Below are 12,565 nucleotides of genomic sequence, written 5' to 3'. Positions count from 1 at the left end.
ATGCATTCATGGAAACTTGCATTTCATAAACGGCGATTTTTTTAATGGCTCAACGATTGGGCGATGCTAATTGTTCGAGCCTAACGAATCACGGCAATTAAAATGGATTTATTTTACTAGAGGCTCTTGCAATTTCCGAATTCCCCGTTAAAATTAAAATAAGAACACTCGTTCCTATCGGGGAGGGGTGAGGAGATGGCCCTAATTTCAAGGGCAGAAATGGTCGTGTTTGAGAAGCGGGTGGAATTGCCGATGGTTCTCCTCATTTTGGAGCGGGATCGTGAGTGGATCCAGAATAGCGCTTTTAAGCTGAAAGCCCCCTATGTGGAATTGCTGGATAAAGCGATTGAACGCGTAAGGAGCGACCTGGCCGAAACGATCGAACTGATGAGGGCAAACGGCATGAAGTTGAGACGTGGTGTAAAAGACGGCAATTTCTCGGAATACATCTTTTGCCATGGCGGCTATGAAGATCACCGCCGCTATTTGAATATCCGTCTGAAAAATACCGTAGAGGATTTATTGCGGTTTTATTTGGCTGCTGCGGCCAAAACGCTTTAATCCAATGGCTGATGGCTGCGCGGGGGAAATGCCCGTTTCGTCACATAATTCATCCGGTGGTTATGGACGCGCTGCGCTTTTTTGAAATAACGACGCAAGGAACCGGTGAAAGAATGCTGGTTCCGAAGCGCGATCGGCGAGATGTCTGCAGGAACGACAACGCCATTGCTGAGAGACACCAGGCTGCCGCGTCCACTGTTGTCTGCTGCAATCAAATCGATGGCATCAAAATTGAACCATACAGAATCACGGTTTTTCGGAGAGTGGGTGGGAAAGAAAATCAGTGGATTGCCGTAATACTCGCCGACGATGATCGGTGGCTTATGCTTTACGCCGATCGCTTTCTGGGCGTAGAGGGTAGCGCTGGCGAGGGAGCCGCGGTAGAAGGAGCATGACTTCGCTACAATTTTATAGACCGATTCCTCCACGAGAAATTCACTGCGGTCTTCGATGACCCGTGTCAGGAGCCGGTGGCCGTCCATATACGGCAACAGCGCATATGTGCTGCTGCAAATTGTATAAGAAACGGGGTATTGATTCTTTTTGCCCATGTATATTTACCCCCTAAATTTACTTTACATAAATTATTATAATAAAAAATGGAAAATAAACAATAACTAATTTTCGAAAAAAATATTTTTTCAATTTCGTTGTAATTTTCAAAAAACTCTTGCTTCTTTCTGGCGTTGTCGTGTATACTAATGAAAAGCATTCGGGGTGAAGAAGAATGGAAAACTATTATTCTTATGCTGACTTCATGAAAGCGATGGCTCAAACGAAAAAAATCACGGAAGCGGAAAAACTGCTGAACGAGATTTATCTAGACCTATTCTTGAAGCATGTTCACCGCGAACAGCAGGAAACGCAATTGCTGGCACTCATCGACGAAGCCCTGGATCATAACGACCGTAAATCTTTCGACACATATACCGCACAGCTTCAAGAGCTCAAGCGGGAAGAAGACGAGTAAGAAAAGCCGCCCTAATCGGGGCGGCTTTTTTTCATGCCGATAATTTGATTTTTTTGCAGTGCGCTCAGCGCATCAAGTGGTGATATGACTTGAAAACGGCTCCAATAACTAGATGCAAAAGGGGCGGAAAGATTAAATAAGAAAGAAAAAACATACGTTCGCTTTTTGTTAGAGGATTTTTAGGGCATATGTTAAAGTAGAAGTAGTGAAAATTACGGGAGGACACATCCATGAAAAAGGAATTCAACCTACAAGCTCCTTATGAACCGGCCGGGGATCAGCCGGATGCCATCGCCAAGTTAACCGAAGGAGTGTTAGGGGGCAAGCGAATGCAAACCTTGCTCGGCGCGACAGGCACAGGAAAAACGTATACGATGTCCAATGTGATTCAGCAAGTGAAAAAACCGACATTGGTCATGGCCCATAATAAAACATTGGCTGGCCAGCTCTATAGTGAATTCAAAGAGTTTTTCCCTGACAATGCAGTAGAGTATTTTGTTAGTTACTATGATTACTATCAGCCTGAGGCGTACGTGCCTCAATCCGACACATTTATAGAAAAAGATGCCAGCATCAACGATGAAATCGATAAATTGCGCCACTCGGCGACAAGTTCTTTATTCGAACGGGATGATGTGATTGTAATCGCTTCCGTTTCTTGTATTTACGGTCTTGGTTCACCGAAAGAATACCGTGAACTCGTAGTGTCGCTGCGCAAAGGCATGGAGATCGAGCGCAATCAGCTGCTCCGTAAATTGGTAGACGTTCAGTACGAACGCAATGACATCAACTTTATCCGGGGTACGTTCCGCGTTCGCGGCGACGTAGTGGAAATTTTCCCAGCTTCACGCGATGAACGCTGCTTGCGCGTCGAATTTTTCGGCGACGAAATCGACCGCATCCGTGAAGTGGATGCACTGACAGGTGAAATCATCGGGGATCGAGAACATGTCGCCATTTTCCCGGCGTCCCACTTTGTTACGCGTGAAGAAAAAATGGTCAAAGCAATCGAGAACATTGAAGCAGAACTGGAAGAGCGTCTGATAGAAATGCGTGCGGAAGACAAATTGCTCGAAGCACAACGGCTCGAGCAACGGACGCGCTATGATTTGGAAATGATGCGTGAAATGGGCTTCTGCTCGGGCATCGAAAACTATTCGCGCCATTTGACGTTGCGTCCACCAGGCGCACAACCCTATACATTGATCGACTATTTCCCGGACGACTTCCTATTGGTCGTAGACGAAAGCCACGTGACCTTGCCGCAAGTACGCGGTATGTTCAATGGTGACCAAGCGCGTAAAAAAGTACTGGTTGACTACGGTTTCCGCCTGCCGTCAGCGATGGATAATCGTCCATTAACATTTACGGAATTTGAAGAGCATATTAAACAGGCTGTATTCGTTTCAGCAACACCGGGAGCATATGAACTTGAACATACACCAGAGATGGTGGAGCAGATCATCCGCCCGACTGGCTTGCTCGATCCTGAAATCGAAATCAAGCCGATCGAAGGGCAAATCGATGATCTCATGGACCAAATCCAGCAGCGCAAAGAACGCGGCGAACGGGTGTTGGTGACAACGTTGACGAAGAAAATGTCGGAAGACTTGACGAATTACTTGAAAGAAGCCGGGGTCAAGGTCAATTACCTGCATTCCGAAATCAAGACGCTCGAGCGCATCGAGATCATCCGCGAGTTGCGGATGGGCGTATACGATGTGCTTGTCGGAATCAACTTGCTGCGTGAAGGACTAGACATTCCGGAAGTTTCCCTAGTTACTATTTTGGATGCGGACAAGGAAGGCTTCCTGCGCTCAGAACGCGCCTTGATTCAGACGATGGGGCGTGCGGCTAGAAATGAGAACGGCCATGTTATTATGTATGCGGACCGAATAACGGATTCAATGCAAAAAGCGATCGATGAAACCGATCGTCGCCGCACGATCCAAGCGGCTTATAATGAAGAACATGGCATTACGCCGGTTACGATAAAGAAGAAAATTCGCGATGTTATCCGTGCAACAGAAGCGGCGGAGGAAACGGAAGAGTATATCAGCAAAGCAGTGCAAGGGAAAAAGCTCAACAAAGCAGACCGCATGAAGCTGATCGCTTTGCTCGAAACGGAAATGAAGGAAGCAGCAAAAGCGCTCGATTTCGAACGCGCCGCCGAACTGCGCGACACGGTGCTGGAATTGAAAGCGGAAGGATGATAGAACTTGAAAAACCAAGAGATACGCATACAAGGTGCGCGTGCCCATAACTTAAAGAATATTGACGTCGTCATTCCGCGTGACAAGCTGGTCGTTATGACCGGGTTGTCCGGCTCCGGGAAATCGTCTTTGGCATTTGATACGATTTATGCGGAAGGGCAACGGCGCTATGTTGAATCATTGTCTTCATATGCCCGCCAATTTCTCGGGCAGATGGACAAGCCGGATGTCGATTTGATTGAAGGCTTATCTCCGGCGATTTCAATCGACCAGAAGACGACAAGCAAAAACCCGCGGTCGACAGTTGCGACCGTAACGGAAATCTACGATTACATCCGTCTGATGTACGCACGGATCGGCAAGCCGATCTGCCCGAACCATGGCATTGAAATTTCTTCGCAGACGGTGCAACAAATGGTCGACCGTTTGGTTGAATATCCGGAGCGGACGCGCATGCAAATTTTGGCGCCGCTCGTGTCAGGCCGTAAAGGAACGCATGTGAAGTTGCTGGAAGATGTGAAAAAGCAAGGATATGTTCGGGTCCGCGTCAACGGGGAACTCATTGATTTGGACGATGATATTTCACTCGACAAAAACAAAAAGCATTCCATTGAAGTGGTCATCGACCGAATCATCATGAAAGAAGGTATTGCCCCGCGCTTAAGCGACTCGCTTGAGTCGGCTCTGCGCCTCGGGGAAGGGCGCGTGCTCGTTGATGTAATGGATCAGGAAGAACTGTTGTTCAGTGAACATCATGCCTGCCCGATCTGTGGATTTTCCATCGGCGAACTCGAACCAAGAATGTTTTCGTTCAACTCGCCATTCGGCGCGTGCCCGGAATGTGACGGCCTCGGCTTGAAGCTCGAAGTCGATCCGGAACTCGTCATTCCCGATTGGACTGTGACGCTCGCCGACCACGCGATTGCTCCGTGGCGCCCGACGAGTTCACAATACTATCCGCAACTTCTGCAAGCAGTGTGCCGCCATTTCGGAATCGAAATGGACGTGCCGATGAACGAATTGCCGGAAGATCAAGTTCACATTATCCTGCACGGCTCGGACAATGAAAAAATCCGCTTCCGCTACGAAAATGATTACGGCAAAATCCGAGACAGCCATATTTATTTTGAAGGGGTGCTATCGAACATCGATCGGCGCTACCGGGAAACAAGTTCCGACTATATCCGCGACATGATGGAGAAATTTATGGGCGAGCAAGCGTGCCCAACGTGTGCGGGTTACCGTCTAAAGCCGGAATCACTCGCCGTCAAAGTCAATAATCTTCATATCGGCCAAGTTGTGGAATACTCGATTACCGAAGCACAGGCATTTTTTGACGGGTTGACGTTGTCCGAGAAAGACCGGCAGATTGCCAATATGATCCTCCGGGAGATTCAGGAGCGTGTTGGCTTCCTAATCAATGTCGGACTGGATTATTTAACGTTGAATCGGGCATCCGGAACCTTGTCGGGAGGCGAAGCCCAGCGCATCCGCCTCGCGACTCAAATCGGCTCCCGGCTGACGGGCGTATTATACATCCTTGATGAACCATCGATCGGCCTTCATCAGCGGGATAATGATCGCCTCATCAGCACCTTGAAAAATATGCGGGATATCGGCAATACGCTCATCGTCGTCGAACACGATGAAGATACGATGATGGCAGCGGACTATTTAATCGATGTAGGCCCTGGAGCTGGCGTGCACGGCGGGGAAATCGTTGCCGCGGGCACACCGGAAAAAGTGATGAAAAATAAAAAATCATTGACTGGCCAGTATTTAAGTGGAAAGAGATTCATTCCGCTGCCAGCTGAGCGCCGAAAGCCGAGTGACCGGAAGATTTCGATTCGGGGGGCTTCGGCGAACAACTTGAGAAACGTCGATGTCGACATCCCGATTGGCTTATTCACAGCCGTTACGGGTGTCTCAGGCTCTGGGAAGAGTACATTGATCAATGAAATCCTCTATAAGTCGCTTGCCCATAAACTGAACCGTGCCCGGGCCAAGCCTGGCCAGCACAAATCGGTAGAAGGCATCGAAGAGCTGGAAAAAGTCATCGAGATCGACCAGTCACCGATCGGACGGACACCACGTTCCAATCCGGCAACTTATACGGGAGTGTTCGATGACATCCGAGACCTCTATGCTTCGACCAATGAAGCAAAAGTGCGCGGATACAAAAAAGGCCGTTTCAGCTTTAACGTCAAAGGCGGACGATGCGAAGCCTGCCGAGGCGATGGCATCATCAAAATCGAAATGCATTTTCTGCCGGATGTCTATGTACCTTGTGAAATATGCCACGGCAAACGCTATAACCGCGAGACACTGGAAGTGAAATACAAAGATAAAAACATCGCAGACGTATTGAGAATGACAGTGGAAGATGCTTATGGATTCTTTGAGAACATCCCGAAAATCAACCGCAAATTAAAAACCATTGTCGATGTCGGACTTGGGTATGTTACGCTCGGACAGCCGGCGACCACGCTCTCCGGCGGTGAAGCACAGCGCGTCAAGCTCGCCTCAGAATTGCATAAACGCTCAAACGGCAAATCATTCTACATTTTGGACGAACCGACTACAGGCCTGCATGCCGATGATATTTCACGCTTATTGAAAGTGTTGCAGCGGCTGGTGGATAACGGCGATACGGTGTTGACGATCGAGCATAACCTCGATGTCATCAAAACCGCCGATTATTTGATCGACCTTGGACCGGAAGGCGGAGACAAAGGCGGGACTATTATAGCGATAGGGACGCCGGAAGATATCGCCAATGTCAAAGAATCCTACACCGGCATGTATTTAAAGCCGATTCTCGAGCGCGACCGCAAACGGATGGAAGAGCGCATCGGAAAAGCAGCAGCAAAGAAAAAGAAAGTAAAGTGAAACTTTCCACGCGTCAAAACGTATCATTAAAATAGAACAGGCTTTTCTGCGAAGGCAGAAAAGCCGAAGAGGAGGCCAAACGATATGCAAACTGAAAAAGAACGCATTTTGGACATGGTTGAGAACGGAACCATTTCGGCACGTGAAGCGGTCGAACTATTAAAGGCGATCGATGGCGGAGAATCAAGCGGTTCTAGAGACTATGGCCGTGATACGCAACGCAGTTCACGGGGTAAGCGAGGATTTTTCCGTCCGGAAGATGTGTTCAAAAGAATCTCTAAAGACTTTTCGAAAGATTTCTCTAAGAATATGTCCAAAGATTTCAATGATCTGGGCGATCGGATGATGCAGTTTATGCAAACATCCGCAGATAAGCTAAAAACAATGGAATTCGATTCTCCATTTGGTGAAGCAATCCGCTTTGAACATACTTTTACGGAGGAAAGTGCGGAACTGCACACGATCATTGCGGACATCGCCAATGGCCAATTGGAAGTTTTCCCTTCCCAAGACGGATCGATACGTGCAGAATGCAGCGTGAAAGCGTTCCGTGCAGAATCACCGGAACAGGCTAAACATGATTTCCTGGAGAAATTTGTGTTTATTGCGGATGAGCGGAAATTGCGCATCATCAGTGATATGAAAACGACGCAAGTGAATATTGTGTTGTATGTGCCGGCAGCGGCTTACGAGCAAATTGTCGTCCGCTTGTTCAATGGCGGCTTTACGATGAAACGCATCGATTCAGCTTTGATCAAAGCCAAAACAGCAAACGGCAAAATCGATTTGAAAACGATTCAATTCGAAGAAGCTGAGCTGGAAACGGCTAATGGCCCGATTCAAATCATGGAAGTGAAAGGCCGCGAGCTCGAAGCGGAGACGTTGAACGGCCGCATTTATGTAGACGGCGATATTGAAGACGTCGATGCCAAATCGCTCAATGGCAATGTCGTGGCGACGACGCGCAGCAAACAAGCGAAAAAAATCGAAGCGAAGACTTTGGCCGGCAACGTGGAAATTTACATTCCACAGCATTTGGCGCTGCGCGGCGAGGTTTCTTCTAACCTTGGCCGAATGGACGTTATGCTATCGGATATCGACAGCAGCCATGAGCAAGGGCAGTTTATGCAAAAGAAAATGCATTTCACGAAGAGCGGGGATACGGAATCAGCTGGTGGACCGTTGCTCGTTTACGGCGAAACCAAAACCGGATCGATTCTCGTCCGTTATTTGACAATCGATTAATCAGTGCACAACACAAAACCCCCATTGGAGAAAACTCTCCAATGGGGGTTTTGGCGTTAAATTTCCATGCAGGTGATTGCAAAGGTAATTGCGCGGGCACAGCGTTTCCGGTATTCAGTGGATTGCAATAGTGCCGCTTCTTGCTTATTCGTCATAAATCCGCATTCGACTAACACTGCAGGCATTGATGTATCGCGCAACATAGCGAAATCGGCTGTTTTCAAGCCGCGGTTTTTTCGCCGCGTCGACACAACGAGCGAGTTTTGAAGCAACTCGCCGAATTTGCGTGTGCGTGCAGGTGCGGCAGGGTAGACAAAGCATTCGATTCCTTCGGCAGCGTTATAGCCACCAGTCCCTGCAGCATTGGCATGGATCGACACTAAAAGATCCGCGCCGGTGCGGTTGGCGAAACGGGTTCGCTCTACTAAGGGAACATCGCGGTCCGCCTGGTGGCTGAACAACACAGTGTAGCCTTCTGCAGCAAGCCTTTTTTTCACCTCCTCTGCGACGGCGGCGTTAAAGTGGAATTCCCGCATTCTGCCATCCGGTGTGCGTTTGCCGTAAGTGGCAGGGCCATGTCCAGCATCAATAAGTATCTTCATAAACAATTCCTCCTTTCATTTCTTATATAGAAGGAAACAGGCAGAAAGGGGACGAAATCCTTCAATTTCCTTTTTTCCATGTTAAAATAAAAACAAACCGCTGGCAGGAGCAAGGCTTTTAGAGTCTTCAATTGCACAGCCGGGGGAATGAGGGGAAAATATGGGACAAGTTACAGTGAAACAAGTGATGGATATGTTTGCCTTAAAGCTGATCAGCGGCGAGGAAGGCATCGGCCGACGAATCGCCATCAGTGATATTTCGAGGCCTGGCCTTGAAATGGCCGGATATTTCACTCATTATCCGGCGAACCGGATGCAATTGCTTGGCAAGACGGAACTTTCCTTTTTCGCCATGCTGAAACCGGAAGAGCGGCTCGACCGGATGATGAAATTATGTACAGATGATACACCCGCAATCATCGTCTCCAACGATGTTGAAGTGCCTAAAGAATTGGTCATCGCTTCTTCTGAAAGGCATGTGCCAGTGCTCAGCACAAAAATGACGACGACACGATTCTCGAGTTTGCTGACGAATTTTTTGGAAAGCCAGCTTGCTCCGACGACTGCTGTACACGGTGTTCTTGTCGATATTTACGGCATCGGTGTTTTGCTGACTGGGAAAAGTGGCGTCGGGAAAAGCGAAACAGCATTGGAGCTGGTCAAAAAAGGCCATCGCCTAGTTGCGGATGATTGTGTGGAGATTCGTCAAGAAGGAGAAGATACGCTCATCGGACATCCGCCGAAACTGATCGAGCACTTGCTCGAAATCCGCGGTGTCGGCATCATCGACATTATGACTTTGTTTGGTGCCAGTGCCGTGCGCAACTTTAAGCGCATTTCGCTAGTCATCGATCTCGAGTTATGGGATCCTGACAAAACATACGACCGTCTCGGCCTTGAGGAAGAGACGATGAAAATCATCGATACGGAATTGACCAAGCTGACCATTCCAGTTCGTCCGGGACGCAACCTTTCCGTCATTATCGAAGTGGCAGCGATGAACTACCGCCTGAAACGCATGGGGGTCAATGCTGCTGAAGAGTTTTCCAAGCGGCTTGATGACGTCATCGCACAAGATACAAATTAAGCGAATGGGAAGGTGCACTTTATGTATTCAATTTTAGCATCGATTGACCCGGTGGCATTTTCACTCGGACCGATCGACGTGCGCTGGTACGGCGTCATTATCGCCAGCGGCATAGTCATCGCATTTTTAGTCGGACAAAAGGAAATGGTCAAACGCGGCCTGCATCCGGATTACCTGACCGATTTACTGATTTGGGCTGTTCCGCTCGCCATCGTCGGCGCGCGCATTTATTATGTTATGTTCGAATGGGAGAATTACAAAGACCAGCCTGCGGAAATAATAGCCATTTGGAACGGCGGCATTGCGATACACGGCGCTTTGATCGCTTCGGTCATTGTGGCGTATATCTTCACGAAGCGCCGCAATACGCCGTTTCTAAAAGTCGCGGATATTTTGGCGCCGAGCATCTTGATCGGCCAGGCGATCGGCCGCTGGGGCAATTTCATCAACCAGGAAGCACACGGCGGAGAAGTGTCGCGTCAGTTTCTCGAGAATTTGTTCATCCCGGATTGGATCATTAACCATATGTACATAGATGGTACTTATTATCATCCAACCTTTCTCTACGAATCCATGTGGAGCTTGGCCGGAATTGTCATTTTGCTGCTGCTTAGAAAAGTCAATTTGGTGCGCGGCGAAATGTTCTTCTTCTATATGATCTGGTATTCGGTCGGCCGTTTCTTCATTGAAGGCATGCGCACCGACAGCCTTTATGTAATCGGGGAATTGCGCGCCGCACAGTTTGTGTCGGTGATCGCCATTGTCATTGGACTTGCTTTCATCATTTACCGGCGGACGGCACTCAAAAAACCGCCCCATTATTTGGACAAATAAGAAGGAAAGAAGAGATCGAATGTCGACTTTGAAAAATGGCTTGAAGGCCGGATTAAAGACAACGTGGTCGCTCGGGAAAATCATTTTTCCGATCACCTTGCTTATTACGATGCTGCAATTTACGCCGGTGCTGCCGTTTATCATTGATTTTGTGGCGCCGGTTATGGGGATTTTCGGTTTAAGCGGCGAAGCCGCCGTGCCGCTGGTGCTTGGCAATGCGCTGAACCTGTATGCCGGAATAGCAGGGATTTTATCGCTTGAACTGACAGTGAAGGAAGTTTTTATCCTGGCGGTCATGTTATCATTTTCTCATAATATCTTTATTGAGACCGCTGTAGCACTGAAAGTCGGCGTTCGCTTATGGGTTGTCCTGGTTGTCCGTTTCGGGCTTGCTGCCATGTCCGGGATCTTGATCAATTTATTATGGTCAGGCGGCGGTGAGATTGCGCAATACGGTTTTGCACCGGAAGTCGCGGCAGCTCCGGAAACATGGCTTGGTATCTTCCTGCTCGGCTTGGAGAAGGCAAGTTTCGGAGTGTTGCAGCTGGCGATGATCGTCATTCCGCTCATGCTCATGATCCAAGTATTGAAAGATCGACATTACCTGCAGAAAATCGCGGGTATGATGGGGCCTCTTACGCGCCTGCTCGGCGTGGAGAAAAATACATCGCTGACGCTCGCATCCGGGTTGATTTTTGGCTTGGCGATGGGGGCAGGTGTGATGATCCAGGCGGTGCAAGAGGATGGGGTTAGCAGGAAAGATGCCACGCTCGCTTTTATTTTCCTGGTGGCTTGCCACGCGATTGTTGAGGATACGCTTATCTTCATTCCGCTCGGCATCCCAATCTGGCCGCTGCTACTAATTCGCGTCATTACAGCGCTCGTCCTGACGATATTCATTTCATATCTGTGGAGGCGGGCTGAAGACAATCAGAAGGAAGTGGTGTCGACATGAACAAAGATATAACGACTTTATTGTTTGATTTTGATGGAACATTGCTCGATACAAATGAATTGATCGTCCAAACATTCTTGTCAGTACTCGGTGAGCATTTCCCGGGACAATACGTACGGAAAGACGTGCTGCAGTTTATCGGGCCGTCGCTGGAGCAAACGTTTACGGAAATCGCACCCGGGCGCGCCGATGAGCTGAGCAATCAGTATCGCCGGTTGAACCGGACGCTACACGACGAGCTTGTCTCAGAATACGACGGCGTGGCAGAAACTTTGCGGATCTTGAAGTCGAGAGGGATGAAAATGGCAATCGTCTCTACGAAACGGGAAGAGACGATCCTCCACGGCTTGCGTATGATGGGTGTCCATGATGTCTTCGATGCCTTAGTCGCATTGGATCATGTGCAAAATCCGAAGCCGCATCCGGAGCCGCTTGAATTGGCCTTGCGCTTGCTTGACGCTGATCAGGACGGGGCGCTGATGATCGGCGATAATTCACATGACATCGAAGGCGGAAAAAATGCCGGAGTCCGGACAGCAGGCGTTGCTTGGGCTGCAAAAGGAGAAGAGTTTCTGGCGAGCTTTGAACCGGATTTCATGCTGAACCATATTACCGACTTATTGGAATTGACGAAAGCGGGCGTCAAATGAGACGCACGGAGCGATATCCTGTAGAAGGGGCTAATTCGCTTTGGCATATTTACAAAACCGTGCCGTTCTGGAAAGTCGCAAAAAACTTTCTAGTTATCCAGACCGCTCGCTACACACCGTTTTTGCCGATGAAAAACTGGCTTTTCCGCCATTTTCTTGGAATGAAAATCGGCAAACATTCGTCGTTTGCGCTGATGGTCATGCCGGACGTCATGTTTCCGGAACGCATCCAAGTCGGGGAGAATACGGTCATCGGCTATAACACCACCATTCTTGCACATGAATACTTGATTGAGGAATACCGGCTCGGCGATGTTTCTATCGGCGACCGTGTCATGATCGGAGCAAACAGTACAATTTTGCCCGGCATTAAGATTGGGGACGGCGCCATCGTCTCCGCTGCCACGCTCGTCCATAAAGATGTACCGGCTGGAGCCTTTGTCGGCGGAAATCCGATGAAGATCATCTACACAGCTGAAGAAATGGGCGACCGACAAGCAAAATCCTGAAAGCTCACTGCTTTCAGGATTTTTTATATTGTCATCGCTTGACGGCTGAA

At 48.8% G+C, this 12,565-nt stretch carries 12 protein-coding genes; 10 read left to right on the top strand and 2 right to left on the bottom strand.

The genetic code is table 11. From position 1 onward, the window contains the following. Window positions 1–195 precede the first annotated feature (195 nt). On the top strand, window positions 196–561 hold the full coding sequence (locus J7E21_RS13265) for a YhjD family protein (RefSeq protein ID WP_215108525.1): 366 nt from the start codon (window positions 196–198) through the stop codon (window positions 559–561). Here the strand turns inward: J7E21_RS13265 and J7E21_RS13260 are convergent. Continuing rightward, window positions 558–1,112, bottom strand: coding sequence for a competence protein ComK (locus J7E21_RS13260; protein ID WP_215108523.1), 555 nt, complete (start codon window positions 1,110–1,112; stop codon window positions 558–560). The two genes, J7E21_RS13265 and J7E21_RS13260, sit on opposite strands and share 4 nt — an antisense overlap. Window positions 1,113–1,288: 176 nt before the next feature. On the opposite strand from J7E21_RS13260, the gene J7E21_RS13255 reads away from it, so the two are divergent. From J7E21_RS13255 to J7E21_RS13240, 4 genes are all read left to right on the top strand, one after another. Next, window positions 1,289–1,531, top strand: a complete 243-nt coding sequence (locus J7E21_RS13255) for an IDEAL domain-containing protein (protein WP_215108521.1) — start codon at window positions 1,289–1,291, stop codon at window positions 1,529–1,531. Between the two features lie 230 nt (window positions 1,532–1,761). Beyond that, window positions 1,762–3,744 carry an excinuclease ABC subunit UvrB gene (uvrB, locus tag J7E21_RS13250; RefSeq protein ID WP_215108519.1) on the top strand — a complete coding sequence of 661 codons (1,983 nt, stop codon included), beginning with the start codon at window positions 1,762–1,764 and terminating at the stop codon, window positions 3,742–3,744. 6 nt (window positions 3,745–3,750) lie between these two features. Continuing rightward, window positions 3,751–6,633, top strand: coding sequence for an excinuclease ABC subunit UvrA (uvrA, locus tag J7E21_RS13245; RefSeq protein WP_215108517.1), 2,883 nt, complete (start codon window positions 3,751–3,753; stop codon window positions 6,631–6,633). A gap of 84 nt (window positions 6,634–6,717) precedes the next feature. Next, window positions 6,718–7,878: a DUF4097 family beta strand repeat-containing protein gene (locus J7E21_RS13240; RefSeq protein ID WP_215108516.1), complete on the top strand. Its 1,161-nt coding sequence runs from the start codon at window positions 6,718–6,720 to the stop codon at window positions 7,876–7,878. 56 nt (window positions 7,879–7,934) lie between these two features. On the opposite strand, the gene J7E21_RS13235 is transcribed toward J7E21_RS13240, so the two are convergent. Continuing rightward, window positions 7,935–8,480 carry an N-acetylmuramoyl-L-alanine amidase family protein gene (locus J7E21_RS13235; RefSeq protein ID WP_215108514.1) on the bottom strand — a complete coding sequence of 182 codons (546 nt, stop codon included), beginning with the start codon at window positions 8,478–8,480 and terminating at the stop codon, window positions 7,935–7,937. Between the two features lie 160 nt (window positions 8,481–8,640). Between J7E21_RS13235 and hprK the strand changes: the two genes are divergently transcribed. From hprK to J7E21_RS13210, 5 genes are read left to right on the top strand one after another with little or no spacing between them, the layout of a single operon-like run. Next, window positions 8,641–9,567 (top strand): HPr(Ser) kinase/phosphatase, encoded by a 927-nt coding sequence (gene hprK / locus J7E21_RS13230; protein WP_215108512.1) that lies wholly within the window; start codon window positions 8,641–8,643, stop codon window positions 9,565–9,567. Window positions 9,568–9,588: 21 nt separating this feature from the next. Further along, window positions 9,589–10,401: a prolipoprotein diacylglyceryl transferase gene (gene lgt, locus J7E21_RS13225; RefSeq protein ID WP_215108510.1), complete on the top strand. Its 813-nt coding sequence runs from the start codon at window positions 9,589–9,591 to the stop codon at window positions 10,399–10,401. Window positions 10,402–10,420: 19 nt separating this feature from the next. Further along, a complete protein-coding gene (locus J7E21_RS13220; RefSeq protein WP_215108508.1) occupies window positions 10,421–11,356 on the top strand; it encodes a nucleoside recognition domain-containing protein in 936 nt (311 codons plus the stop codon). Then, complete coding sequence (gene ppaX / locus J7E21_RS13215) at window positions 11,353–12,006, top strand: pyrophosphatase PpaX (RefSeq protein WP_215108506.1); 654 nt, start codon at window positions 11,353–11,355, stop codon at window positions 12,004–12,006. The genes J7E21_RS13220 and ppaX overlap by 4 nt, the downstream gene beginning before the upstream one ends. After that, window positions 12,003–12,515, top strand: a complete 513-nt coding sequence (locus tag J7E21_RS13210) for an acyltransferase (protein WP_215108504.1) — start codon at window positions 12,003–12,005, stop codon at window positions 12,513–12,515. Before ppaX ends, J7E21_RS13210 begins: the two co-directional genes overlap by 4 nt. Window positions 12,516–12,565 lie beyond the last annotated feature (50 nt).

Source organism: Planococcus sp. ISL-109, from assembly GCF_018613655.1.
Lineage (GTDB): Bacteria > Bacillota > Bacilli > Bacillales_A > Planococcaceae > Planococcus.
Note: the sequence above shows the minus strand (reverse complement) of the source record. Positions and strands in the feature narration are given on the sequence as shown.

Bases quoted from the DNA above. Each gene is read 5' to 3' on its own strand.
- J7E21_RS13265 (WP_215108525.1), top strand. From the start codon at position 196: ATGGCCCTAATTTCAAGGGCAGAAATGGTCGTGTTTGAGAAGCGGGTG.
- J7E21_RS13260 (WP_215108523.1), bottom strand. From the start codon at position 1,112: ATGGGCAAAAAGAATCAATACCCCGTTTCTTATACAATTTGCAGCAGC.
- J7E21_RS13255 (WP_215108521.1), top strand. From the start codon at position 1,289: ATGGAAAACTATTATTCTTATGCTGACTTCATGAAAGCGATGGCTCAA.
- uvrB (WP_215108519.1), top strand. From the start codon at position 1,762: ATGAAAAAGGAATTCAACCTACAAGCTCCTTATGAACCGGCCGGGGAT.
- J7E21_RS13240 (WP_215108516.1), top strand. From the start codon at position 6,718: ATGCAAACTGAAAAAGAACGCATTTTGGACATGGTTGAGAACGGAACC.
- J7E21_RS13235 (WP_215108514.1), bottom strand. From the start codon at position 8,480: ATGAAGATACTTATTGATGCTGGACATGGCCCTGCCACTTACGGCAAA.
- hprK (WP_215108512.1), top strand. From the start codon at position 8,641: ATGGGACAAGTTACAGTGAAACAAGTGATGGATATGTTTGCCTTAAAG.
- lgt (WP_215108510.1), top strand. From the start codon at position 9,589: ATGTATTCAATTTTAGCATCGATTGACCCGGTGGCATTTTCACTCGGA.
- J7E21_RS13220 (WP_215108508.1), top strand. From the start codon at position 10,421: ATGTCGACTTTGAAAAATGGCTTGAAGGCCGGATTAAAGACAACGTGG.
- ppaX (WP_215108506.1), top strand. From the start codon at position 11,353: ATGAACAAAGATATAACGACTTTATTGTTTGATTTTGATGGAACATTG.
- J7E21_RS13210 (WP_215108504.1), top strand. From the start codon at position 12,003: ATGAGACGCACGGAGCGATATCCTGTAGAAGGGGCTAATTCGCTTTGG.